Source organism: Luteibacter rhizovicinus DSM 16549, from assembly GCF_001887595.1.
GTDB lineage: Bacteria > Pseudomonadota > Gammaproteobacteria > Xanthomonadales > Rhodanobacteraceae > Luteibacter > Luteibacter rhizovicinus.
This window is the reverse complement of record NZ_CP017480.1, coordinates 2,574,662-2,599,018: the sequence shown is the minus strand read 5'-3', so window position 1 is coordinate 2,599,018 and position 24,357 is coordinate 2,574,662. Positions and strand designations below refer to the sequence as shown.

At 66.0% G+C, this 24,357-nt stretch carries 24 protein-coding genes; 19 read left to right on the top strand and 5 right to left on the bottom strand.

The genetic code is table 11. The features are described from left to right. Positions 1-28: 28 nt before the first annotated feature. Positions 29-1,015, bottom strand: coding sequence for a DUF2066 domain-containing protein (locus BJI69_RS11735; RefSeq protein WP_046966992.1), 987 nt, complete (start codon positions 1,013-1,015; stop codon positions 29-31). A 104-nt stretch (positions 1,016-1,119) separates the two neighbouring features. Between BJI69_RS11735 and purM the strand changes: the two genes are divergently transcribed. From purM to BJI69_RS11720, 3 genes are all read left to right on the top strand, one after another. Next, positions 1,120-2,190, top strand: coding sequence for a phosphoribosylformylglycinamidine cyclo-ligase (purM, locus tag BJI69_RS11730; protein ID WP_181016711.1), 1,071 nt, complete (start codon positions 1,120-1,122; stop codon positions 2,188-2,190). Continuing rightward, a complete protein-coding gene (gene purN, locus BJI69_RS11725; protein ID WP_071925088.1) occupies positions 2,190-2,840 on the top strand; it encodes a phosphoribosylglycinamide formyltransferase in 651 nt (216 codons plus the stop codon). The genes purM and purN overlap by 1 nt, the downstream gene beginning before the upstream one ends. Before the next feature lie 130 nt (positions 2,841-2,970). Further along, entirely contained in the window at positions 2,971-3,672 is a 702-nt protein-coding gene (locus BJI69_RS11720) for a DUF3108 domain-containing protein (protein WP_046966995.1), read from the top strand. Positions 3,673-3,756: 84 nt separating this feature from the next. Here BJI69_RS11720 and murA read toward each other — a convergent pair whose 3' ends face one another. Together murA and BJI69_RS11710 are read right to left on the bottom strand one after the other, a co-directional pair. Next, positions 3,757-5,016, bottom strand: a complete 1,260-nt coding sequence (gene murA / locus BJI69_RS11715) for a UDP-N-acetylglucosamine 1-carboxyvinyltransferase (protein WP_046966996.1) — start codon at positions 5,014-5,016, stop codon at positions 3,757-3,759. 50 nt (positions 5,017-5,066) lie between these two features. Continuing rightward, the gene (locus BJI69_RS11710; RefSeq protein WP_046966997.1) at positions 5,067-5,306 is read right to left on the bottom strand and encodes a BolA family protein; all 240 of its coding nucleotides are present in this window, start codon (positions 5,304-5,306) and stop codon (positions 5,067-5,069) included. A 170-nt stretch (positions 5,307-5,476) separates the two neighbouring features. On the opposite strand from BJI69_RS11710, the gene BJI69_RS11705 reads away from it, so the two are divergent. The 14 genes from BJI69_RS11705 (at position 5,477) to BJI69_RS11640 (ending at position 18,074) form a co-directional block, all read left to right on the top strand. Next, entirely contained in the window at positions 5,477-6,490 is a 1,014-nt protein-coding gene (locus tag BJI69_RS11705; RefSeq protein WP_046966998.1) for a KpsF/GutQ family sugar-phosphate isomerase, read from the top strand. Between the two features lie 20 nt (positions 6,491-6,510). Continuing rightward, positions 6,511-7,059: a KdsC family phosphatase gene (locus BJI69_RS11700; RefSeq protein WP_046966999.1), complete on the top strand. Its 549-nt coding sequence runs from the start codon at positions 6,511-6,513 to the stop codon at positions 7,057-7,059. 5 nt (positions 7,060-7,064) lie between these two features. Continuing rightward, positions 7,065-7,655, top strand: coding sequence for an LPS export ABC transporter periplasmic protein LptC (gene lptC, locus BJI69_RS11695; protein WP_046967021.1), 591 nt, complete (start codon positions 7,065-7,067; stop codon positions 7,653-7,655). Positions 7,656-7,677: 22 nt separating this feature from the next. Continuing rightward, complete coding sequence (lptA, locus tag BJI69_RS11690; RefSeq protein WP_244465234.1) at positions 7,678-8,265, top strand: lipopolysaccharide transport periplasmic protein LptA; 588 nt, start codon at positions 7,678-7,680, stop codon at positions 8,263-8,265. 4 nt (positions 8,266-8,269) lie between these two features. After that, positions 8,270-8,989 (top strand): LPS export ABC transporter ATP-binding protein, encoded by a 720-nt coding sequence (gene lptB, locus BJI69_RS11685; protein ID WP_046967000.1) that lies wholly within the window; start codon positions 8,270-8,272, stop codon positions 8,987-8,989. Positions 8,990-9,088: 99 nt separating this feature from the next. Beyond that, complete coding sequence (locus BJI69_RS11680; protein ID WP_046967001.1) at positions 9,089-10,570, top strand: RNA polymerase factor sigma-54; 1,482 nt, start codon at positions 9,089-9,091, stop codon at positions 10,568-10,570. Positions 10,571-10,687: 117 nt separating this feature from the next. Beyond that, positions 10,688-11,038 (top strand): ribosome hibernation-promoting factor, HPF/YfiA family, encoded by a 351-nt coding sequence (hpf, locus tag BJI69_RS11675; protein ID WP_046967002.1) that lies wholly within the window; start codon positions 10,688-10,690, stop codon positions 11,036-11,038. Positions 11,039-11,163: 125 nt separating this feature from the next. Beyond that, positions 11,164-12,066: an HPr(Ser) kinase/phosphatase gene (gene hprK, locus BJI69_RS11670; protein ID WP_244465235.1), complete on the top strand. Its 903-nt coding sequence runs from the start codon at positions 11,164-11,166 to the stop codon at positions 12,064-12,066. Positions 12,067-12,086: 20 nt separating this feature from the next. Then, positions 12,087-12,968, top strand: coding sequence for an RNase adapter RapZ (rapZ, locus tag BJI69_RS11665; protein WP_107913052.1), 882 nt, complete (start codon positions 12,087-12,089; stop codon positions 12,966-12,968). A gap of 39 nt (positions 12,969-13,007) precedes the next feature. Continuing rightward, a complete protein-coding gene (locus tag BJI69_RS11660) occupies positions 13,008-13,400 on the top strand; it encodes a PTS sugar transporter subunit IIA (protein ID WP_046967004.1) in 393 nt (130 codons plus the stop codon). After that, entirely contained in the window at positions 13,393-13,662 is a 270-nt protein-coding gene (locus BJI69_RS11655; RefSeq protein ID WP_046967005.1) for an HPr family phosphocarrier protein, read from the top strand. The genes BJI69_RS11660 and BJI69_RS11655 overlap by 8 nt, the downstream gene beginning before the upstream one ends. Positions 13,663-13,665: 3 nt before the next feature. After that, the gene (gene ptsP, locus BJI69_RS11650) at positions 13,666-15,414 is read left to right on the top strand and encodes a phosphoenolpyruvate--protein phosphotransferase (protein ID WP_046967006.1); all 1,749 of its coding nucleotides are present in this window, start codon (positions 13,666-13,668) and stop codon (positions 15,412-15,414) included. Between the two features lie 93 nt (positions 15,415-15,507). Then, complete coding sequence (locus tag BJI69_RS11645) at positions 15,508-16,452, top strand: glycosyltransferase family 2 protein (RefSeq protein WP_046967007.1); 945 nt, start codon at positions 15,508-15,510, stop codon at positions 16,450-16,452. Beyond that, a complete protein-coding gene (locus BJI69_RS11640; RefSeq protein ID WP_046967008.1) occupies positions 16,449-18,074 on the top strand; it encodes a hypothetical protein in 1,626 nt (541 codons plus the stop codon). The genes BJI69_RS11645 and BJI69_RS11640 overlap by 4 nt, the downstream gene beginning before the upstream one ends. A 199-nt stretch (positions 18,075-18,273) precedes the next feature. On the opposite strand, the gene BJI69_RS11635 is transcribed toward BJI69_RS11640, so the two are convergent. Next, complete coding sequence (locus BJI69_RS11635) at positions 18,274-20,745, bottom strand: acyl-CoA dehydrogenase (protein WP_046967009.1); 2,472 nt, start codon at positions 20,743-20,745, stop codon at positions 18,274-18,276. A gap of 5 nt (positions 20,746-20,750) precedes the next feature. Further along, on the bottom strand, positions 20,751-21,620 hold the full coding sequence (locus BJI69_RS11630; protein ID WP_244465236.1) for an alpha/beta hydrolase: 870 nt from the start codon (positions 21,618-21,620) through the stop codon (positions 20,751-20,753). A 155-nt stretch (positions 21,621-21,775) separates the two neighbouring features. On the opposite strand from BJI69_RS11630, the gene BJI69_RS11625 reads away from it, so the two are divergent. Together BJI69_RS11625 and BJI69_RS11620 are read left to right on the top strand one after the other, a co-directional pair. Continuing rightward, on the top strand, positions 21,776-22,366 hold the full coding sequence (locus BJI69_RS11625; protein ID WP_046967024.1) for a TetR/AcrR family transcriptional regulator: 591 nt from the start codon (positions 21,776-21,778) through the stop codon (positions 22,364-22,366). Positions 22,367-22,462: 96 nt separating this feature from the next. Beyond that, positions 22,463-24,253 carry a phosphoenolpyruvate carboxykinase (GTP) gene (locus BJI69_RS11620; RefSeq protein WP_046967011.1) on the top strand — a complete coding sequence of 597 codons (1,791 nt, stop codon included), beginning with the start codon at positions 22,463-22,465 and terminating at the stop codon, positions 24,251-24,253. The last annotated feature ends 104 nt before the right edge of the window (positions 24,254-24,357 follow it).

Sequence of the window (24,357 nt, the reverse complement as noted above, 5' to 3'; positions counted from 1 at the left end):
GTGGCGGCGGTGACGCTATTGTCGTGGATCAGGGGATCCAGCGAACGGCGAGGTCGGCGCCGTCGTGGGCGTCGGCGGCAAGAACATGGCCGGCGGAGGCGTAGCCGGCGATCAGGCGGGCCAGCGGGGCGGTGGCGCTCACGTTGAACAGCACGCCCTCGGCGGTAGCACCGACCGGAGCGACCGACTTCACCGCAGGGTCGTTCTGGAAGGTCGACAGCAGACCGGCATAGTCGGCGGCCGAGCGCAGGCCCGACACCCATACCTTGCCGCTGGAGCTACCGCCCTGGGTCGCCGCGAACTGGCGATCCAGCTTGTCCGCCATGGCGTTGGCGCCATTGGAGAGCAGCGCCGCGCGCGCCTCGCCACTGTCTTTCCAGTTGCTCGTGCGACCGGCCGAGACCAGGGTCCAGTCGGTCTGGTCGCCACCGACCTTGCCGATAAGGATCACGGCGGTGTTGTACTGGCGCGCCACCGTCGCGATCGCGGCGGGATCGCCCCCGGCGATGGCATTGGCGTCCAGGGTGGCATCCGGCTTGGGCAGGATGGTCTGGTAGCCGCGGGTATCGGCCATCTGCGACAGCGGGAGCAGGTCCTGCTGGCCGAGCAGCTTGCCGCTCGCATCGCGGGCGATCACCAGCACCGGCGACTTCGGAGCGGCCGCGGCGGCATCGCCGACGGCGAGCACGCGGCGGATCGCACCCGGATCGAAGACGATATCGAGGCTCAGCGGCGCGCCGTTGGCGCCACCCGTGCGGGCGTACTGATACTGCTGAACCAGGCCACCGGGCTGCTTGATCGCCTCGGCATAGCCCGGCTTGGAGCGCGGATCCGCGCCGTTCGATGCCCGGGCGAGCACCTGGGTCAGGCCGTTGGCAAACGCCTGGTCACGCACGGCGGCGCTGGTGTCGGCGACCGGCACCGTCACCGTATAGATCGCGGTCTGCGCCGCCGCCGTGCCAACGAAGGACAGCAGGAAGAGCATCAGGAAGGCGAGGAAACGGGCTGGGCGCATGGTTGTGGCGTCGCTCTGTGAAGACGGGGAGTCTGCCCAAACCTTGCCATGCCGTCCATCCAGACGGCGTGCAGGGCAAGGCCGCGGGGTCGCTTGCTGCTATCATGCACGGTTTCCAATACGCGCCGGTATCGCTTATGTCCTCCGACCAGGGCTCCCTCACCTATCGCGACGCAGGCGTCGATATCGATGCCGGCAACGCCCTCGTCGAACGTATCAAGCCGATGGTCAAGCGGACCTTCCGTCCTGAAGTCATGGGCGGGCTCGGTGGCTTCGGCGGCCTGTTCGACCTCTCCGGTCGCTACAAGGAGCCGGTCCTGGTCTCGGGTACCGACGGCGTGGGCACCAAGCTCAAGTTGGCCCAGAACCTCGGCCGTCACGACACGATCGGCATCGACCTGGTCGGCATGTGCGTCAACGACGTCCTCGTCCAGGGCGCCGAACCGTTGTTCTTCCTCGACTATTTCGCCACCGGCAAGCTCGACATCGACACCGCCGCCTCGGTCATCAGCGGCATCGCTCGTGGCTGTGAGCTGGCCGGTTGCGCCCTGATCGGCGGCGAAACCGCCGAGATGCCCGACATGTACCCGCCGGGCGAATACGACCTCGCCGGCTTCACCGTCGGCGCGGTCGAAAAGTCCGCCATGAACGACGGCTCGAAAATCGTCGCTGGTGACGTCATTCTCGGTGTGGCCGCCTCCGGCCCGCATTCCAACGGCTATTCGCTGATCCGCAAGATCCTCGAACGCGCCGGTTCGCCGCTCGACCTGGACATCGGCGGCGTGAAGCTGGGTGACGCCCTGATGGCGCCGACCACCATCTACGTGAAGCCGATCCTCGACCTGCTGACCAAGGTCGACGTGCACGGCATGGCCCATGTCACGGGCGGCGGCCTGAAGGAAAACATCATCCGCGTCGTGCCTGACGGCCTCGGCCTGAGCATCGATGCATCGTCGTGGGAGCTGCCGCCGGTGTTCCAGTGGCTGCAGCGCGAAGGCAAGGTCGCCCGCGAGGAAATGTGGCGCACGTTCAACTGCGGCATCGGTTTCACCGTGCTGCTGGCTCAGGACCAGGTCGACGCCTCGAAGGCCGCGCTGGCTACCCACGGTCTCGCCTCCTGGGCGATCGGCTCGGTCGTCGCCGCCGGCGGCGACGAGCGCGTCCACATCGCCTGATCCGCTCCGTGGATCGACCCTTGCGTGTCGCCGCGCTCGCTTCCGGGCGCGGCAGCAATCTCGCCGCGCTGATCGCCGCGCGGCTGCCGGTCGAGTTCGTCCTTGTCGGTAGCGATAAGGCATCGGCCGGTGCCCTGTCCGTGGCCGCTGATGCGGGCATCCCGACGGTCTTCCTCGATCCACGTGACTACGCCACGCGTAGCGACTTCGATCGCGCATTGTTCGGCCGCGTCGCCGAGGCCGGTGCCGACCTGCTGGTCCTGGCCGGTTTCATGCGGATCATCGACGCCAGCGTGGTCGCCGACTGGGAAGGCCGGGCGATCAACGTGCATCCGTCCCTGCTGCCGAAGTATCGCGGCCTGCATACGCATCGCCGATGCCTCGAAGCCGGCGACGCCGAACACGGTGCCAGCGTCCACTTCGTCACCGCCGAACTGGATGGCGGACCGGTGGTCGCGCAGGCCCGTATCGCCGTGCACGCCGACGACACCGAGGCCTCGCTGGCCGCGCGACTGCTGGTCGAGGAACATCGCCTGTTGCCGGCCGTCGTGGCGGCCATTGCCAGCCACCGCCTGCGCTGGGATGGCCAGCCGGTGTTCGATGGGGTGCCGCTCGCCTCTCCGCTCGATATCGCGACGCTCCTTCCGTAGGAGCCGATTCATCGGCGATTGGGTGCTCGCGCCAACCCGGCCCGCTGCCGCGGGATCGCCGATGAATCGGCTCCTACCAAGAGCGGCGGCCCTTGCCCACCATTCAGGCGCCGCCGCTAGACTTGGCGGCATGAAGACCACTCCCCTGCTCCGCGCCGGCCTTGCGCTGGCCCTCGCCCTGCCCGTCGCCGCTTTTGCCGCGAACGTACCGCAGTCTTTTACCGCGACGTATCGCGTGCTGCAGGGCGGCAAACCGCTCGGCGACGCGACCATCACCCTCAAGTCCGTCGGTGGCGGCCAGTACGAATACAGCAACCAGACCAAGGGAACCGGTGGCCTTGCGGCAGCCATGGGTGCCAACGTGAGCGAAATCTCGCGCTTCGCCTGGTCCGGCATGGTGCCGTCGGCGATCAGCTACCACTACCAGCTGGACTCGTCGTTCAAAAGCAAGACGCGTGACGTGACCATCCAGGGCAATACCGTCCAGGTGCAGGACACCAAGAAGAGCTACAGCTACGCCGCCGTGCCGAACATGGTCGAGCGCAATACGCTCCCCCTGGCACTTGGCGTCGCACTGGCTGCGGGCCGGCAGCAGGTCACCTTCCCCGTCGCCGTGAAACAGGCCGTGGAGAACCAGTCGTTCGAGGTATCCGGCAAGGAGAAAGTCACCGTTCCCGCCGGCTCGTTCGATGCCCAGCGCGTGGACCGTGCCGACCAGGCCGCCACCTTCAGCGCGTGGTACGTGCCGACAAAGTACCCGGTGCCGGTGAAGCTGGCACCGAAGGATGGCGGCGACCTGACGCTGGAGCTGGTGAGCTTCAAGGGCAACTGAAATAGCGGCTTTCACATAAATCGGCTCCTACCAGAGCAAAAAAAGCCGGCGTCAGCCGGCTTTTTTGTTCCACAGACAGATGGCTCAGCCCGGCAGGCGACGAATCGTCGCGCCGAGGACCCCCAGCTTTTCCTCGATGTTCTCGTAGCCGCGATCGATGTGGTACACGCGGTCGACCGTGGTGTCGCCCTCGGCGACCAGGCCAGCGAGGACCAGACATGCCGAGGCGCGCAGGTCGGTAGCCATGATCGGCGCACCACTCATCTTCGGCACGCCGGTGATGATCGCCGTGTTGCCTTCGAGGCGAATGTCCGCACCGAGGCGCTGCAGCTCCAGCGCATGCATGAAACGGTTTTCGAATACCGTCTCGGTAATCACGCCCACGCCTTCCGCAACGCAGTTCAGCGCGGTGAACTGCGCCTGCATGTCGGTCGGGAACGCCGGGTACGGCGCGGTGACGAGGTTGACCGCCTTAGGCCGACGACCGCCCATGTCGAGCTCGATCCAGTCCTTGCCCGTGCTGATGTGCGCGCCGGATTCCTCGAGCTTCTGCAGCACGGCGTCCAGAGTGTCGGGACGCGCGCCACGCGCACGCACCTTGCCGCCGGTCATCGCCGCGCCGACGAGGAAGGTGCCGGTCTCGATGCGGTCGGGCAGCACTTCGTAGTGCGCACCATGCAGGCGCTCGACGCCTTCGACTATGAGTGTGGACGTGCCGACGCCGTCGATCTTCGCGCCCATCGCCATGAGGCAATGCGCGAGGTCGACCACTTCGGGTTCCTGCGCGGCGTTCTCGATGATCGTCGTGCCCGAGGCCAGGGTGGCGGCCATCAGGATGTTCTCGGTACCGGTGACGGTAACCATGTCCATGACGATGCGGGCGCCCTTCAGGCGGCCGGCCTTCGCCTTGATGAAGCCATTTTCCACCGTGATCTCGGCGCCGAGCGCCTGCAGGCCGCGGATGTGCTGGTCCACCGGACGTGAGCCGATCGCGCAACCGCCGGGAAGCGAGACCTCGGCCTTGCCGAAACGGGCAACCAGCGGGCCCAGCACGAGGATCGACGCGCGCATGGTGCGGACCAGCTCGTACGGCGCCACGCAGGAATTCTCCGGGCGCGGGTCGATGTGCATCTTCATGCGATCGTCCAGCACCACGCGCACGCCCATGCGACCGAGCAGTTCGATGAAGGTGGTGACGTCGTGCAGGTGCGGCACGTTGCCGATGCTTACCGGTTCGTCGGCGAGCAGGCAGGAAGCGAGGATGGGCAGGACGGCGTTCTTCGCGCCGGAAATGCTCACATCGCCCACGAGCGGATTACCGCCGGTGATAAGGATCTTGGCCATGGTGTCGAATACCTAGAGAGGAGATCGTGCGAAGGAAGTCGCGGCGCGCGTCAGCGGCGGCCGGCGGCTTCTTCGGGAGTGAGGGTCTTCAGGCCCAGGGCGTGGATGGCACCGCCCATGAGGTCGCCGAGGGTGGCATAGACAAGGCGGTGACGCGCCAGCGGAAGCTTGCCGGCGAACTGATCCGAGATCACGTCAGCCTCGAAGTGCACGCCGTCGTCGCCGCGAACGTTCACCAGGGCACCGGGCAGGCCGGCTTCGATCAATGCCTGGATGCGTGCAGCGTCCATGGATTCTCCGTTGGAAGGGGGTCGCCAGGCCGAAGGGTTCCGAAACGGACCCTGAACCACCGTTCGATGGCGGCGACGATAAAATGAGAATATGTAATGGTAATGGAAATCCGGTGTCGCAGAAATGGACATCCCGGGTCAAACGCCCCAACCCGGACCCCCGAGGCCGCATGAATGCCCGCACCGCACCGCCTCTCGATCACCCGCTCGTGAACGCCGATATCGTCGTCCGTAGTGCGCGTACCGTGATCGTCACCGAGGCAGCGGCCATCCGTGCCCTGGAAGAGAAGGTCGACGCCTCCTTCGTGGCGGCCTGCCAGATGATCCTGGCCTGCAAGGGCCGCGTGGTCGTCTCCGGCATGGGCAAGAGCGGCCATATCGCACGCAAGATCGCCGCCACACTGGCGTCGACGGGTACGCCGTCGTTCTTCGTCCACCCGGGCGAGGCCAGCCATGGCGATCTCGGCATGATCCAGCCGGACGATATCCTGCTCGGAATCTCCTACTCCGGCGAGACCGACGAACTGCTCTTCATCCTTCCTGCGATCAAGCGCCAGGGCATTCGGCTGATCGCGATCACGGGCAACCCGAAGTCGTCACTGGCCCGGCAGGCCGACGTCAATATCGATGGCAGCGTGAGCTCCGAGGCCTGCCCGCACGGCCTGGCACCCACGGCCAGCACCACGGCCGCCCTGGTGATGGGCGATGCGCTCGCCGTCGCCCTGCTCGAGGCCCGTGGATTCACCTCCGACGATTTCGCACGCTCGCATCCGGCCGGCAGTCTCGGCCGCCGCCTGCTCCTGCACATCGCCGATGTCATGCACGCCGGGGACGACGTTCCTCGCGTCCGCCGCGATGCCACCCTCAGCGAAGCGCTCGTCGAGATGAGCCGCAAGCACCTGGGCATGACCGCCGTGGTCGATGACGACGGCGTCCTGCTGGGTGTGTTCACCGACGGCGACCTTCGCCGCTGTCTCGACGACCACGGCATCGACCTGCGCAGCGCTACCGTCGCCCAGCTGATGACCCGGGGGCCGAAGACCATCGGCTCCGACAAGCTCGCCGTGGAAGCGGCGCAGCTGATGGAAAAACACCAGATCAACGCGCTGCTGGTCACCGATGCCGACGGGCGTGTGGTCGGCGCACTGAATATCCACGACCTGCTCCGCGCCCGCGTCGTCTGACGCCCAGCCACCAGAAGCCCATGCCCTACACGCATTACACCGAGATTTCCGCCGATATCGCCGAGCGCGCTGCCCGAGTACGCGTGGTCGTTTTTGACGTGGACGGAACGCTCACCGACGGCCGCCTGTGGTACGCCGAAGACGGCCGCGAGACCAAGGTCTTCCACGTCCATGACGGGCTGGGCCTGAAGCGCCTGCAGGAAAACGGCGTCAAGGTCGCCATCATCACCGCCCGCATCAGCCACCCGGTGTCGCTGCGCGCGGAAGAGCTGGGCATCCAGCACGTCTACCAGGGCCAGAAAGACAAGCGGGCCTGCCTTACCGAGCTGCTGGATGCCCTGCGCCTGACGCCCGAGCAATCCGCCTTCGTCGGCGACGACCTGCCCGATCTGGCTGCCATGGGCATCGCCGGACTCGCCGTGGCGGTCGCCAACGCACACCCCTGGGTTGTCGAGCGCGCACACATCCGCACCCGCCTGTCCGGCGGTTACGGCGCCGCCCGCGAGGTGGCCGACCTGATCCTCGCCGCCCAGGGCAAGGCCGAAGCCGAGCGGGATCGCTGGCTGTGAACCTGATGCTCCTGTTCAAGGACCGCAGCGCCGCGGGCGTCGCCGGCGTGCTCGCCGTGCTGCTTGGTGCCAGCGTCCTGCTCTATTACTGGGTTGCCCCCGACAAGAAGGTCGACGATTTCGTCGGGCCGCCGCGCTCGGGCTACGTGCTTACCAACTTCAATCTCGACTCCTACAACGACTTCGGCCAGCCCGCCTTCAAGTTGATTGCGCCCCACCTGGAACGCCGCGAGGACGACGAGTCGCTGTACATCAACGCGCCCGACTTCGTCCTGCCGCCGACCAAGGACCTGACGGCGCCACCCTGGAAAGGTCATTCCGAATACGGCTGGGTGAACAAGGACGGCAGCCTGCTCAAGCTGCAGGGCAAGGTCCACATGGACCGCATCGCCTTCGAGCAGAACCCGCCGGCCAGCATCGACACCTCCGAGGTCACCGCGTGGCCGAAGGAGAACCGTCTGGAGACGGCGGAGGCGGCCCGGATCGTTCAGGGAGCCTCTACAATGGAAGGCGTTGGCATGCGCGCCAATCTCGATACCAAGCATTTGGAGCTCCTCGATGCAGTCCACACCGTCTACCCGCCTCGCAAGCGCTAAGGTCCTCCTTGCGGTGCTCGGCGTGGCATTCGCCACGAGCATGCCCGCCGTCGCCAAGCAGTCCGATCGCACGCAGCCAACCAACGTCACCTCGAAGTCGTTCGACGGCACCCAGCAGCAGGCGAACAGCACCCAGCCGGGCAAGGTGATCTGGACCGGCAACGTGCTGCTGACCCAGGGCACGCTGAAGATCACCGGCGACAAGGCGACCGGCTACCTCGACGCCGACAACCAGATCATCCGCGTCATCATCGACGGTAGCCCGGCCACGGTGCAGCAGCTGGACGACCAGGACCTGCTGATGCGGGGCCACGCCAGCAACATCGATTACAAGCCGGAAGACCCCGCCAACAGCGGCAACGGCATCGCCGTGCTCACCGGCAATGCGCATGTCGACAAGCAGACCGATGGCGCCGACAAGAGCAAGCTCAACCAGAGCGACGGCGACAAGATCACCTACAACACGACCAACAGCACCATGACGGGCGAGAGCAACGGCCCGCAGCCCGTGCACATGGTCTTCCAGCCGAAGAACCCGCCCCCGGGCGCGGCTCCGGCCGCACCCGCCACACCGCCGGCCGCCAAGCCGCCCCAGCCGAAGAAGCCCTGACCCGATGCTTTCAGCCCAAGGCCTGCAGAAGCGCTTTCGCGCCCGCCAGGTAGTCCGTGATTTCGCCTTCTCCATCCGGGAAGGTGAAGTCGTCGGGCTACTTGGCCCCAACGGCGCCGGCAAGACCACCTGTTTCTACATGGTGGTCGGCCTGATCCAGGCCGATGCCGGCTCGATCAAGCTCGACCAGCAGGACATCACCGGCCTGCCCATGCACGCCCGCGCCAAGCTCGGCATCGGCTACCTGCCACAGGAAGCCTCGGTGTTCCGCCGCCTCAGCGTGTCGGACAACATCCTGGCCGTGCTCGAACTGCGCGACAACATGACCAGCCGGCAGCGTGAAGAGGAGCTGGAAAGCCTGCTCGACGAGCTGAAAATCGCCCACATCGCGGAACAGAAGGGCATCAGCCTGTCCGGTGGCGAACGTCGGCGCGTGGAAATCGCCCGTGCGCTGGCCGCGCGCCCGCGCTACATGCTGCTGGACGAACCCTTCGCCGGCGTCGATCCGATTTCGGTCGGCGAGATCCAGCGCATCGTCCGCCACCTGAAGGAACGCGGCATCGGCGTGCTGATCACCGATCACAACGTCCGTGAGACGCTCGGCATCTGCGACCGCGCGTATATTCTCAATGACGGCGAAGTCCTGTCCCGGGGTACGCCCCAGCACATCCTCGCCGACGAGAAGGTGCGTGAGGTATACCTGGGCCGTGAATTCCGTATCTGACGTATTGCCTATTCGGCCGGTGGGCCTGGCTCACCGGAATGCTGGTTTGGAAAGGTCGCAAGGGGTTACGATGGATTCGACACCTCACGCATCCAAGGCATGAAACCCGGACTTCAGTTTCGCCTGCATCAGCAGCTCACGCTGACGCCCCAGCTGCAGCAGGCCATCCGCCTGCTTCAGTTGTCGCAGCTGGAGCTCGAGGCCGAGCTCCGCCAGATCGCGGAAAGCAACCCCCTGCTCGAGTTCGCCGAGGATGCCGAAGCGGAGGCCGAGTTGCCCGAAGAAGGCGACTACGACGGCCCCGACTTCCCGGCACGCGACGAACCACCCGCCAAGACCTCCAAGGCCGAGGAAGAGTCGACCGCGACCCCCTCGGAGGAGCTCGCTCCCGAGTGGGACGACGATCGCTTCCACGGCGAAGCCGGCGACTACGCCGGTGCGCCTTCGCGCTCCGGCAGCGGCGACGAGGACGGCTTCGAACCGCAGAACGCCGCTCCCGAAAGCCTCCAGCAACACCTCGAGTGGCAGCTCAACCTGTCCCAGTTCTCGCCGCGCGACCACGCCATCGCTACCGCGATCATCCACGCGCTGGACGAGGACGGTTATCTGCGTGACGGCGTCGAGGCCGTCGAAGCCGCCCTGCCGGCCGAGCTGCATGCCAGCGCCGAGGAGATCGAGCGCGTGCGCCAGCGCGTGCAGCGCTTCGACCCCACGGGCATCGCCAGCCTGGACCTGCGTGACTGCCTGCTCTGCCAGCTGTCGCAGTTCGCCCTGGATACGCCGCATCGCGACCTTGCCATCCGCGTGGTCACCGATGAGCTCGAGCTCCTGGCGCGCAACGACGCGGCCAAGATCGCCCGCAAGCTCAAGGCCGCCGAGGAAGACGTCGCCGCCGCGGCCGCCCTGATCCGCAGCCTCGATCCGCGCCCCGGCTCCGCCCTGGACGCCACGCCCGTGGAATACGTCGCCCCCGACGTCTACGCGCGCCGCGAAAACGGCCGCTGGCAGGTCAGCCTCAATCCCGATGCCCAGCCCCGGCTGGGCCTCAACCAGCACTACTGCAACCTCATCGCTCGCGCCCGCGGCGACGACGCCACCTGGATGAAGGGCCAGCTACAGGAAGCCCGCTGGCTGCTGAAGAGCCTGCAGTCGCGCGCCGAGACGCTGACCAAGGTGGCCGACGTGATCGTCCGCCGGCAAAGCGCCTTCCTCGACTACGGCCCGGAGGCGATGCATCCGCTGGTCCTGCGCGAGGTGGCGGAGGAGGTCGGCATGCACGAATCGACCATTTCCCGGGTCACTACGCGCAAGTACATGCACACGCCGCGCGGTACCTTCGAACTGAAGCACTTCTTCTCCAGTGGCGTGGCCACGGAGGACGGCGGCAGCGCCTCGGCCACCGCGATCCAGGCCATGCTCCGCAAGCTCATCACGGGCGAGGACGCGCGGCGCCCGCTGTCCGACCAGGCCCTGGCCGAGGAACTCCATCGACGCGGAATTCAGGTAGCCCGCCGTACGGTAGCCAAGTACCGGGAAGCCCTGCGCATCCCCAGCTCCAGCGAACGTGTCCGCGCCAGTTGAGGCGCGGGGAACCCTCACGGAGGTCCACGGTCACACCATTTCAGGCTTGAGGAACGGCACTCCGTCGTTCCGCACTCGTCGCCACCAAGGCGGCACCCTCAGCAAGAAGGAGGCGTCATGCAAATCCAGATCAGCGGCCAGCACATCCATCCCACCCCTGCCCTGCGCGAGCGCGTGGAACAGCAAATCAGCCGCTTCGAACGCCTTTTCGACAACATCACCGCCCTCGACGTGGTCCTTTCCGTCGACAAGAACGAGCACAAGGCCGGCGGCACGCTCCATTGTGCCGGCGTCCGTCTCCACGCCGACGGCGTGGCCAGCCTCGAAGATGAAAAGAAGCCCGATGCCCTGCACAAAGCCATCGACGCGATGATCGCCAAGCTTGCCGACCAGCTGAAGAAGCACAAGGAAAAGCTCAAGGATCACCACAACGCCGAGGGTCGCGACGCTCGCGTCGCCGCTCCCTGAACCCCCGTCCACGCTTGATGGCACAATAGCCCCAGCCGGCGCCCTCGCGCCGGCTTCGCCATTTCAAGGGATCCAGCGTGGACCGGCTGACCGCCAGACAACTCTTCGACGGAGTACACGAGCGCATGGCGCTGCGTTGGGCCGCAGGCATGCGCGGCGAATCGCGCGTGCTCGAACCCAACGCCAAGCAAAGTCGCCGGCCGTCCCTGGTCGGTTACCTGAACGTGATCTACCCGAACAAGGTGCAGATCATCGGCACCGAGGAACTCAACTTCCTCGACGGCCTGGAGCCGCGCCAGCGCTGGGAGGCGATCCACAAGATCGCCGCCTACCAGCCGGCGGCGCTCATCGTCACCAAGGATCAAGCGATTCCCTCGGATCTGCGCGAAGTCGCCGAGGAAACCGATACCCCGCTGTGGCAGAGCACCCGCCGCGGTCATGAGCTGCTCACCTACCTGCAATACCACCTGGCGCGCACGCTCGCGCCGAGGGTCACCCTGCACGGCGTGTTCCTCGAGGTGTTTTCGATCGGCGTGCTGATCACCGGTGAACCCGGTTCCGGCAAGAGCGAGCTGGCGCTGGAGCTGGTCAGCCGTGGTCATCGCCTGGTCGCCGACGACGCCACCGAATTCACCCTGATCGCGCCCGACGTCATCGACGGCGCCTGCCCCGATCTGCTCCAGGACCTGCTCGAGGTACGCGGTCTCGGCGTGTTGAACATCCGCGAGATGTTCGGCCATACCGCGGTGAAGCCCTCGAAGTACCTCCGCCTGGTCATCCACCTCAAGCCCATGCTGGTCGGCGAAGAGACGGATGCGATGACCCGCCTCACCGGCGACGTCAGTCGGCGTAATGTGCTCGACGTGGACGTCCCCAAGATCACCATTCCCGTCGCGCCGGGCCGCAACCTCGCTGTTCTCGTCGAGGCGGCCGTGCGTAGCCACGTCCTCAAGAGCAAGGGCATCGACCCCGCGCAGACCTTCATCGACCGCCAGGCGCACCAGATGCGCCGGCTGCCACCGTGGTGACCCCCGTGACCGATGAAGTCATGAGCCCGATCGTCGAGCCCGATGCCATCCACCTGATCGTCCTCACCGGCATGTCCGGTGGTGGCAAGACGGTCGCGTTGCGCGCCCTGGAGGATCTCGAGTTCTATTGCGTGGACAACATGCCCGCCGAGCTCATCCCGCAGCTGGTCGCGGCCGTAAGCCAGGGCGAGCATGGCCCGCGCCGGCGTATCGCCGTGGGCGTGGACGTGCGCAATCGCCGCGTCGACCTCTCGCGCATGCCCCACGTCCTCTCCGAACTGTCGATGGCCGGTGTGCACGTGCACCTGATCTTCCTCGACAGCCGCGACGACGTACTGATCAAGCGCTACTCGGAAACCCGCCGCCGTCATCCGCTGGCCGCCGAAAAGCTTTCCCTGGCCGATTCGATCGCCCAGGAGCGCAAGCTGCTCCGGCCGCTGATCGCGATCGCCGAGAAGGTCATCGACTCCAGCGACCTCAACGTCCACCAGCTACGCCGCCTGTTTGCCACCGGCTACGCGGCCGCCTCCGACGGCACCACCCTGTTGTTCGAATCGTTCGCCTACCGCCGCGGCCTGCCCTCGGACGCCGATTTCGTCTTCGACGCCCGCTGTCTGCCCAACCCGCACTGGGACCCACGCCTGCGCCCCTTCTCGGGCAAGGACCAGCCCGTGAGGGAATTTCTCGACGCGAACCCCCTCGTAGGCGAATACTATGCCGACGTGACTCGCTGGCTGGAAACGTGGTTGCCACGCTTCGAAGGGGAGGATCGCAGCTACGTGACCGTTTCGATCGGTTGCACGGGCGGGCGCCATCGCTCGGTCTACCTCGTCGAGAAGCTGGCCCAGCATTTCCGCTCGGAACGCGGCAACGTACTGACATTTCATCGTGAGCTCGAATAACGCCATGACCCAGCCCAAGCATTACCGAGCGTCCGGGCGATGAGCGTCGGCGTCCTCCTCATGACCCACGAAGCGGTCGGCAAGGCGCTGATCTCCGCGGCACGCCATGTCATGCCCAGGCTGCCGATGGATGTGGACGCCGTGGAAGTGCCGCCCAGTGCGGATCCCGACGTCATGCGCACGCTAACCGCGAAGCACGCCCGCGACCTCGACCATGGCGACGGCGTTCTCGTCCTCGCCGACCTTTACGGCGCGACGCCGTGCAATATCGGTCTTTCCCTGAGCGAACTGGGCGTGCACCTGCGCTGCGTTTCGGGACTCAACCTGCCGATGCTGCTGCGCGTGCTCAACTATTCGGACAAATCGCTGACCGAACTGACCGAAATCGCGGCCAGTGGCGGTCGCGGAGGGATCTTCATCGACCATGCTTGAACGGGACATCGTGGTATCCAACCGGCTGGGCCTGCACGCACGCGCCTCAGCCAAACTCGTCCAGCTGGTTTCCAGCTTCAAATCGACCGTCTGGATCGTCAGCAAGGGTCGTGAGGTCAATGCCCAGAGCATCATGGGGGTGATGATGCTGGCCGCCGGCATGGGCACCGCCCTGGGCGTGCGCGCCGAGGGCGAGGACGAAGAAGCCGCGTTGGCGGCCGTGGTCGAATTGTTCGACCGCAAGTTCGACGAGGGTGCCTGACCGATGAGAGTCGTGCTGACCGGCACGCAAGCCGCCCGGGGCATGGCCCTCGGTCGCGCACGCCTGGTCCAGCCGAGTATCTATGCGGTCGACACGCGCATGCTCGAGGACGCGGAGATCGCGCCCGAGATCGACCGCCTGCACAAGGCCATCGACAGCGCACGCACGGAACTGCGTGAACTACGTGGCAAGTTGCACGGCGCACTGGCGAGGGAGGTCGGCGACTTTATCGACGCCCATAGCCTCCTCCTCGACGACGAAGAATTGCTCCGCGGCCTGGACGAACTGGTTTCCGTCGGCCACTACACCGCAAGCGCCGCGCTGAAGATGCAGCGCGACCGCCTCGCCGCGGTGTTCGATGCGATGAACGACCCCTACCTGAAGAGTCGCGGCGAAGACATCGACCAGGTGATCGGCCGCGTCATGTCCGCCCTGCTCCAGCAATCCAGCCGCGAAGAGCGCAAGCTCGCCGCACGCGTCGGCGAGATCGTGGTCAGCGATACGGTCGCTCCCGCCGACATGGCCAGCATGGCCGGCCAGGGCATGCTCGGCGTCATTGCCAGCGCAGGCAGCATCTACTCGCATAGCGCCATCCTCGCGCGCAGCTTCAACCTGCCGATGCTGGTCGGGACGAAGGACGCCCTCGCCACGATCAATGACGACGACCTCGTCCTGATCGACGCCGAGCACGGCGAAGTCATTGTGCATCCGACCGCACAGGACCTCGCACGCTATCGTCAGTGGCAGCGTCAGGCCGCCGCGGAAGGCCGTCGCCTGGCCGCCCTCGCCTCGGCACCGACGCTGACGAAAGACGGCGCGCACGTGCGCCTCTACGCCAACGCCGAACTGATTGGCGACATCACGCTGGCCCGCGCCCGCGGTGCCGACGGTGTCGGCCTGTATCGCTCCGAATTCCTGTTCCTTCGCCAGCGCGGCCTGCCCTCGGAAGAGGAGCAGTTCATTGCCTACCGTGATGTCGTCCTCGGCATGGGCGGCCTGCCCGTCACGATCCGCACGCTCGACCTCGGTGCCGATAAGGCAGACGCGGCGGGCCTGGCCATCCGTGGGGAAGACAATCCCGCCCTGGGCGTTCGGGGCGTTCGCTTGTCGCTGCGCTACCCCGACATTTTCAGCGTGCAGCTGCGCGCGATCCTGCGCGCCGCCTGTTACGGCCCGGTGCGCATTCTCGTCCCGATGATCACCCACCTGGGTGAGATGACCGAGGTGCGCCGCCTGATCAAGAAGGCGCGCGAGGACCTTGCGCGCGTGGGGCAGGAGTTGCCGGAGCGACTCGACGTCGGCGCGATGATCGAAGTCCCGGCAGCTGCGATCGGTGTGACGTCGATTCTCGAGAAGGCCGACTTCCTCGCCATCGGCACGAACGATCTCGCCCAATACGTGCTCGCGGCCGATCGCAACAACGATGCGCTCGAAGGCATCTACGATCCGCTGCAGCCGGCGTTCCTGCGGCTCATCGCCCATGTGATCGCGAGTGCGCGGCGAGCGAAGAAGCCCGTGAGCCTGTGCGGCGAGATTGCCGGCGATACGCAGTTCACGGCGTTGCTCCTGGCCATGGGCCTGGAAGAGTTCAGCATGCACCCGGGGCAGCTGCTCCAGGTGCGCGACCGCCTCACCACGCTGGACTGCTGCGCGCTCCGCCGTGCGGCACCGCGGTTGTTCCGTGCACATTCGCGGGATGAGGTGGAGGCGCGACTGCTCGAGGTGGTCGCCCGGCAGGATGGTTGCGCCTAGGCCCTGGAGCCCGGCAGGACGCCGCTGTGGGAACTTTCCAGCTTGCCCGGTACCATTTGGCCCTTCTCGCAACTACCGCCCTGGCATTCCCTCATGGATGACTCATCCCTCCGCATAGCCGTATTGATCCCGTGCTTCAATGAGGCAGTAGCGATCAGGCAGGTGGTGGAAGGCTTCAGCGAGGCACTGCCATCTGCCCGCATCGTGGTGTACGACAACAACTCGAGCGACGCCACGTCCGAGGTTGCCCGCACTGCCGGCGCCGAGGTCCGGTTCGAGCGCCTGCAGGGCAAAGGGAATGTCGTGCGCCGGATGTTCGCGGACATCGAGGCCGACATCTACATCATGGCGGATGGCGATGCGACCTACGACGCCGCCGCTGCCCCCGCCCTGGTGGCACGACTCCTGGACGACGGGCTGGACCTGGTCGTCGGCAGCCGGGTGACCGACGACCATGCCGCCTATCGCAGCGGCCATCAGTTCGGGAACTGGGCCCTGACAAGTCTCACGAGCTGGATCTTCGGTCGGTCGTTCAACGACATGCTCTCCGGTTACCGCGTCATGTCGCGACGTTTCGTCAAATCCTTTCCCGCGCACGCCAACGGCTTCGATACCGAAGTTGAGCTGGCGGTCCACGCACTGGAGCTGCGCGTGCCCGTCGTCGAAGTGCCGACGCGCTATTTCGCCCGACCCGAGGGCTCACATAGCAAGCTCAGCACGTACCGCGACGGCTGGCGAATCCTGAAGACCATCCTGCGCCTGACGAAGAACGGTCGGCCACTTGCCTTCTTCATGACCATCAGCGCGATTTGCATCATCGCGGCGGTGGTCATCGCGTTTCCGCTGCTGCGAACGTATCTGGATACGGGCCTCGTTCCGCGCATACCCACGGCCGTCCTGAGTGTCGGCCTCGCGCTCATGGGCAGCATATCGACGGTGTGCGGCATCGTCCTGGATACGGTGACGCTCGGCCGCCGTGAAACGAAGAACGCCGCTTATCTCGCGCACCCCGCGCTTTCCGAGGGCCGCGGGTCTTGAAGCACGGACTGTTTGATCGCTTCGCCCGAAGCCCCTTCCTGCTGCCGGCGTTGCTGCTTCTTGGCGCCGCGATTTCCGTCGCCCGCGGACAGGATGCCGCCTGGGACCTGAAGAACTATCACCTCTACAACGCCTGGGCGTTCCTCAACGGCCGGCTGCCCGTCGATACGGCAGCGGCAGGCCTGCAGGGTTATTTCGGCCCCCTCCTGGATATCCCCTACTTCTGGCTCGGCACGGGTGTGCTGAAGGACGCGCCTCGCGTTCTGGCTGCGTTCCAGGGCCTCTGGTATGGCGCCACGATCTTCGTGCTCAGCCGCATCGTTCTGAAGTACACCGTTCAGCGCGGCATCCCGTTCGACTGGAAGGCTGCCGCTGCTGTCATCGTCGGCGCGACGGGAACGATGACGCTTACCCAGGCGGGCATGTCGACGAATGAGCTACCGCTTGCGCTGCTGGTGTTACTCGGCTTCTACCTCGTCATGCCGTTGTTCGCAGGTAACGAGTCCGCCGCACCGCTCTCTCGTGTCGCATGGGCAGGCTTGCTCTGCGGTGCGGCCGCCGGGCTCAAACCGACGGCCATCGTCTACGCGCCTGCGCTCGCCTTCGCCGTCTGGGCCGCCTACGAGTGGCGGATCGCCGGCCTCAAGCTTGCCGTCGTCATCGGGCTGTCCAGCTTTGCAGCCTTCGTCCTGACTTACGGCGTCTGGGGATGGCAGCTGTGGCAGCTGACCGGGAACCCCATATTCCCGATGTTCAACCAGTTCTTCCATTCGCCATGGATGCCGCCGGTTGGCGGCACGGATCGCGCACTCATGCCGACATCCGTGCTCCAGGCGTTGTTCTATCCGTTCTGGTGGCTGCACAGGAATCGCACCCAGGCGGGAAACCAATTCGCCGATCCGCGCTATGCACTGGCCATGGTCGCCATGCTCGCCTTCGCGGCCTACCATCTCTTCGGCCGCCTCACGCGTACGACCGTGCGAGCGAGCAGGACGAATCGCCTTCTCTTCGTCTTCGTCGCCACCAGTTACGTGCTCTGGCTCGCCCTGTATTCGATCCTTCGCTACGCCGTGCCCATCGAGGCACTGACCGGCCTGATTCTCCTCGCCGGCGTGTCGGAGATGTCCAGCACGACAAGCGGTATGGCCGCAACGTGGCGGACCTATCTCCCGACGGCAGTCATGGTGGCATGCCTTCTGCCGATCGTGATCATGACCCGCTACACGGATTGGGGCCACGCACCGTTCGGCCGCCAGGCCTTCGACATCCATCCCGGCGAGATCGAACCTGGCAGCCTGGTCGTCGTACTCTCGCAACCGAATGCCTACCTCGCCCCCTTCCTCGAAAACGCGGAAGGCAGCCATTTCGTCGGCATCACCTGGCTCAACGACCTCGGCGCCGGCTATGAACTTCAGCGTCGCGTCCGCGAGGACATCGTCAGCCACAAGGGCCCGATGTATGCCCTGCTTCGCGACGACAGCACCGCCGCGGCGGCCACGCTTGCCGGCTACCTTCCCGGCATGAGGTTCGACGCCTGTCATCCGGTCGTTAGCCAGATCGAACAGACCAAGCGCCGCCGGGATATCTCAGAAGGGCTTCGTCTGTGCAAGGTCGTTCGCTGAGTTCACGACGTCACGCGCATAACCCAGGTCAAACAGCAGATAGCTGCGCCAACCATCGAGGCGTCACAGCAGGCAGCCGTGGCGGCATCTCCGCTGCGCAGGCTCGTCGCCCCTGAAACGACGCTCACGGAAAGCAGAAAGGCCGCGATCGCTCGCGGCCTTTCGCCGATGAATCGGCTCCTACAAAGAGCGCGGTTGCTTAGGCAGCCCGCACCTTGTTGATCGCTTCTGCTTTCCGCTGCACGCCGGCCTGCAGCTCTTCGCTGTCGAAGTCATCGACCGAGATGAACTCGGCCACACCGTCACGCACGCGCTGGAGCAGGTCGCGCTCGGCGGCGGTGATGGCGCCCAGCTTCTCGGCTTCGGCAAGCTGCTCGTTGTACGTATGCGACTTCAGCTGGCCACCCTTGAAGGCCTTGAGGAACTTGCGTTCCACCGGCTCGGCAGCGATCACGTCGGGCAGGAGCGCATTCATGCGACCCACCGTGTTGTTCGCCGTCGGGGTGAGATACGTCCAGGTGGTCAGGCGATCGCGAGCTTCGCTGGGCGCGGTGATCAGCGCGGCGACGCGACGACCGAGACGATCGGACGGCGGCACTTCGCGGCGACCGAACGGGAACACCAGGGCACGCAGCAGCCAGGCCACCGGACGCACGGGGAAGTTACGGATCACGCCGTCGAGCGCCATCTGCATGTTCCAGACGCACTGGTGGAAGGCCCAGGCCAGGAGCGGACGATCCGCTTCCGGACGACCGGTGTCTTCGTAGCGCTTGAGCATGGCGCTGGCGATGTACAGGTACGAAAGCACGTCGCCGAGGCGGGCCGAGAGCTTCTCCTTGAACTTCAGCTTGCCGCCGAGCACGCCCATCGCCACGTCGGCACACAGTGCCAGTGCCGCGGAGTAGCGGTTGAGCTTGCGGTAATAGCGGCGCGTGTAAGCATCGCCGGCGGTCTCGCCGATCTTCGCCGCGGTCAGGCCGAGGACAAAGCTGCGCACGGCGTTGGAGAAGCCGAAGCCGATGTGGCCGAACAGCGCCTTGTCGAAGGTCTTCAGGCGCTCACGGTAGTCCGCGATGCCCAGGGCCTGCATTTCCTTCAGTACGTAAGGATGGCAGCGGATCGCACCCTGGCCGAAGATCATCAGGCTGCGCGTCATGATGTTCGCGCCTTCCACCGTGATGGCGATCGGCACGGACTGCCAGCCACGCCCCATATAGTTCTTCGGGCCGAGGATGACGCCCTTGCCACCGTGCACGTCCATCGCGTCCGACGCGATCTGGCGGCACCATTCGGTGGCGTGATACTTGGCGATCGCCGAGGGCACGGCCGGCTTCTCACCACGATCGACCGCGGCGGCGGTGGCACGCGACAGCGCCTGCATGGCGTAGGTCAGGCCGCCGATGCGTGCGAGCGCTTCTTCCACGCCCTCGAAACGACCGATGGCCAGGCCGAACTGCTTGCGCATGCGTGCGTACGAGCCGGTCGCCGAGACCGCCATGCGCGACGCACCCGTTGCGTTCGACGGCAGCGAGATGGCGCGACCGACGGACAGGCACTCGACCAGCATGCGCCAGCCCTGCCCGGCCATGTGCGGGCCACCGATGAGCACGGACAACGGGACGAACATGTCCTTCGCGTGCACCGGACCGTTCTGGAACGGGGTGTTCAACGGGAAGTGACGACGACCGATTTCCATTCCCGGGGTTTCGCGCGGCAGCAGGGCCAGCGTGATGCCGAGGTCTTCCTTATCACCCAGCAGCTTGTCCGGATCGTACATGCGGAACGCGAGGCCGACGATGGTCGCGACCGGCGCCAGCGTGATGTAGCGCTTGTCGAAGGTCAGGCGGATACCGACGGTTTCTTCGCCGTTCCACAGGCCCTTGGTGACGATGCCGAAATCGGGAATCGAGGTCGCGTCCGAACCGGCGTACGGGCCGGTCAGTGCGAAACACGGGACTTCACGGCCATCGGCCAGGCGCGGCAGGAAGTGGTTCTTCTGCTCGTCGCTGCCGTAGTGCATGAGCAGCTCGCCCGGTCCGAGCGAGTTCGGCACGGCGACGGTGGAAGCGACCGTCTGCGACATGCTCGAGAGTTTCTGCAACACGGCGGAGTGCGCCAGCGCCGAGAAACCGAGGCCGCCATAGGTCTTCGGAATGATCATGCCGAAGAACTTGTTCTTCTTGATGAATTCCCAGACGTTCGGCGGGAGATCCGCCAGTTCGTGGGTGATCTGCCAGTCGTCGATCATGCTGCAGAGTTCTTCGACGGGGCCGTCGAGGAAGGCCTGTTCTTCCACCGACAGTTCCGGCTTCGGCTGGCGCAGCAGTTCGGACCATTCCGGCTTGCCCGAGAACAGCTGGCCTTCGAAGCCGACGGTGCCGGCTTCGAGCGCGGTCTGCTCGGTTTCGGACAGCTTCGGCGTCACCTTGGCGAAGATCGACAGCAGCGGCGCACTGATCTTCTTCCGGCGGAAGTCCACCATCAGCAGGGGCGCGGCGACGAGGGCCAGCAGGATCAGCACGACGACCGTGGTCACCGGTGCACGTGCGAGAAGGCCGACGACGAGGGTCGTGACCGCCGTGGCGACAGCCCACGTACGGAGCGACGTGCGGTGGTAGGCACAGGCACCGGAGGCGATGATTGCCGCCAGTACAACCAGGATTGCAGACATCGGTGTTACCTCGTCAGGGATTGCATGAACTGGGTGATCTCGCGGGTAAACGCGTCGTTCGCGTCACCGGCCACCATATGCGTGGCATCGGCGAGGGAGACATGGCGCGCGTGCGGTACGAGACGTAGAAATTCTTCGACGGTATGGCTGGAGACGACGTCGCTGCGGCTGCCGGAAAGGAGCAGGACCGGCACCTCGACGCGCGCGGCGGCGGCGAACAGGCGCGGCTGGTAACGCTCGCTCTCCTGGACCAGGCCATCGAGCAGGGCGGGATCCCAATGCCAGCGCAGACGGCCCCGGCCATCCTGGCGCAACAGGGGCTTGAGCTGGGCCTCGGATTTGCGCTCACGACGCTGCGGCAGGTACGCCTCGATCGCCGAGGCCGCCTCCTCGTAACTCGCGAAACCGTCCGGGTGCGCGCGCATGAAGCCGAGAATACGTTCGACGCCGGCGGTTTCCCAGCGCGGGGTGATGTCGACCAGGATCAAGGCGGAGAACGGCGGACGATCTGCTTCGGCTTCACCGGCCGCCATCAGGCCGAGCAGGCCCCCCATGGAGGCGCCGACCAGCACCGGAGGCCGGCCGTCGGCCGAGTGGGCCCGGGCCGAAACCATGAGCAGGTCGTGGACGAACTGCTCCATGTGATATTCGCCGCGGGGCACGCGCTCGCTTTCACCGTGGCCGCGGGCATCGAAGGTAGTGGCGTCGAAGCCCTGCTCCGCCAGGGTTCGCGCCGCGCCGTTCCAGGCATGACGCGTCTGGCCGAAGCCATGCGCGAACACCAGGGAAGGCGACCGCGCACCGCCCCAGCGCTGCGTGGCGAGGGCGATCCCATCCAGCGAGACCAGGCTCGCGGTGGTGGACGACGGGGACATGGGGCTGGCTACCATACGGCCGAGTATGTAACGCCGGACGAGGTGCGTCAATACGCCAGCGTACGGTCACGCAATGGCAACCAAGTCAAGGTCTTATGCAACACGCCGGACGCCTGCCGGATTGCAAACCGCCGCGTCTCGGCTACCATGCGTCGATGACCGACGGTGCCAAGAATGAACGAGTCCGCCTCTCCGCAGAAGACTGGGAAGACGGCGCCCTAGCCCTTATCGCCGAACAAGGCGTCGGCGCCCTTGCCGTAGAGGCGCTTGCGCGGCGTCTGGGCGTGACCAAAGGCAGCTTCTACTGGCATTTCCGTACGCGCGAAGCGTTGCTCCAGGCCTCACTGGAGCGCTGGGAAGAATACGGCGAACGCGAAGTCCTCGGGGAAATCGAGCGCATTGCCGATCCGCGTAAGCGCTTGCCGGAACTGTTCCGCCGCGTCGCCCATGAATTGCAGGCCCACCGTGTGTATGCCGCGCTACTGAAAGCCCTCGACCACCCCCAGGTCGTGCCGGTCATGGCGCGCGTATCGCAGCGGCGCATCGAGTTCCTCACCACGATGTACAAGGAAGCCGGTCTCGAGCCGGTGGTCGCCCTGCATCGCGCTCGTCTCACCTACGCGGCGTACGTCGGCTTTCTCCAGCTGAACTTCACGCTGGGTCTGCCGCGACTGAGCCACGACGAGTTCGACGCCTACGTCGAGCACGTGATCTTTACGCTGACGCCGGCCAAACCGAACGCGTGAGCTGAACGGCGCAGCGCAAATTGCTGCGCCGTGCCTTGCCAATACCAACGCTCGCAAACTACTGTCTCCACAGCGTTTAACTGGAGACCACAACGGATGCGTTCGTACGGAAGTTCCCTGGAAGCATTGAATCGATGGGTTGACGATGTCGCCCGACTGACGGAGCCCGGCTCCGTTCGCTGGTGTGACGGCTCGGACGCGGAATACGCGGAACTCGTTCAGACGATGCTCGCCAGTGGCGATCTCCTCCCGCTCAACGAGGAGACCAACCCGCGCAGCTACCTGCATCGATCGAATCCGTCGGACGTCGCTCGCGTCGAGCACCTGACCTTCGTTTGCACACCCGAGGAAGAGGAAGCCGGCCCGAACAATCACTGGATGGCACCGGCCGAGGCCCATGCCAAGATCGATGCGCTGTTCGCCGGGGCCATGCGTGGCCGCACCATGTACGTGATCCCCTACTGCATGGGACCGATCGATTCGCCGCTTTCGCGTTGTGGCGTCGAGATCACCGATAGCCCCTACGTGGTCGCCAACATGCGCATCATGACGCGCATGGGTGCGCCTGCCCTGGCGCGGATCGAACGCGAGGGTCAGTTCGTGAAGGGCCTGCACTCGACTGGCGACCTCGACCCCGAGCGTCGCTTCATCATGCATTTCCCCGAGGAGCTGTCGATCAAGTCGATCGGCTCCGGCTACGGCGGCAATGCCTTGCTCGGCAAGAAGTGCCACGCGCTGCGCATCGCCAGCCACCAGGCCCGACGCGAAGGCTGGCTCGCCGAGCACATGCTGATCGTCGGCATCGAGAATCCACAGGGCGAGAAGCACTACATCGCCGCCGCGTTTCCGTCGGCGTGTGGCAAAACCAACCTGGCCATGCTCATCCCGACCGAGGGCTATCGCAAGGCGGGCTGGAAGGTGTGGACGGTCGGCGACGACATCTGCTGGATGACGCCGGGTGAAGACGGCCGCCTCTGGGCGATCAACCCGGAAGCCGGCTACTTCGGCGTCGCCCCGGGTACCGGTGCGAATACCAACCCGACCGCACTGGCCACGCTCGGTCGCGATGCGATCTTCACCAATGTCGCCGTCACCGCCGATGCGCGCCCCTGGTGGGAAGGCCTGGGTGAGGGCGAGCCTGTCACCGACTGGCAGGGTCGTCCCTTCGACATCGCCAACGGTCCCGCCGCCCATCCGAATTCCCGCTTCACCGTCAGCGCGAAGCAGTGCCCGAGCTGGGCGCCGGAGTCCGAAGACGCAGCCGGCGTGCCGATCTCGGCCATCGTGTTCGGCGGTCGTCGGCCCTCGCTCGTCCCGCTGGTCTTCGAGGCGAAGGACTGGGCGCACGGCGTGCTCGTCGGCGCGGCGATGGGGTCGGAAACCACGGCGGCGGCAACCGGCGCGGTCGGCGTGCTCCGTCGCGATTCGATGGCGATGAAGCCGTTCTGCGGTTACAACTTCGCCGATTACTTCGCCCACTGGCTGTCCTTCGACAAACCGGGCGCGAAGCTGCCGCGGATCTTCCACGTGAACTGGTTCCGCAAGGATGCCGATGGTCGTTTCATGTGGCCGGGGTACGGCGAAAACCTGCGCGTGCTCGACTGGATGATCCAGCGCGTCGCCGGCAAGGCCGAAGGCGTGGAGACACCGATCGGCGTGGTCCCGGCCCAGGGCGAGCTCAATGCCGAGGGCCTGTCGTTGGCACCCGGCGCCCTCGACGAGCTGCTCCAGGTCGATGTCGAAGGCTGGACCGAAGAGCTCAACGCCATCGGTCTGTACCTGGATGGGTTTGGGGCGCGTATGCCCGAGCGGCTGAAAGCGGAGCGCCTGCGCGTGAGCAAGGCGCTGGAAGCGGCCGTGGAACGTCGGGCCGCCAACGTCGCCTGATTCGGCAATCCGAGGGGCCCCATGGGCCCCTCTTTGCGCGAGGCCCGCTCCGTGTGGGAGCCGATTCATCGGCGATGGACCTTCCGGCTAACCCGCTCCGTCGG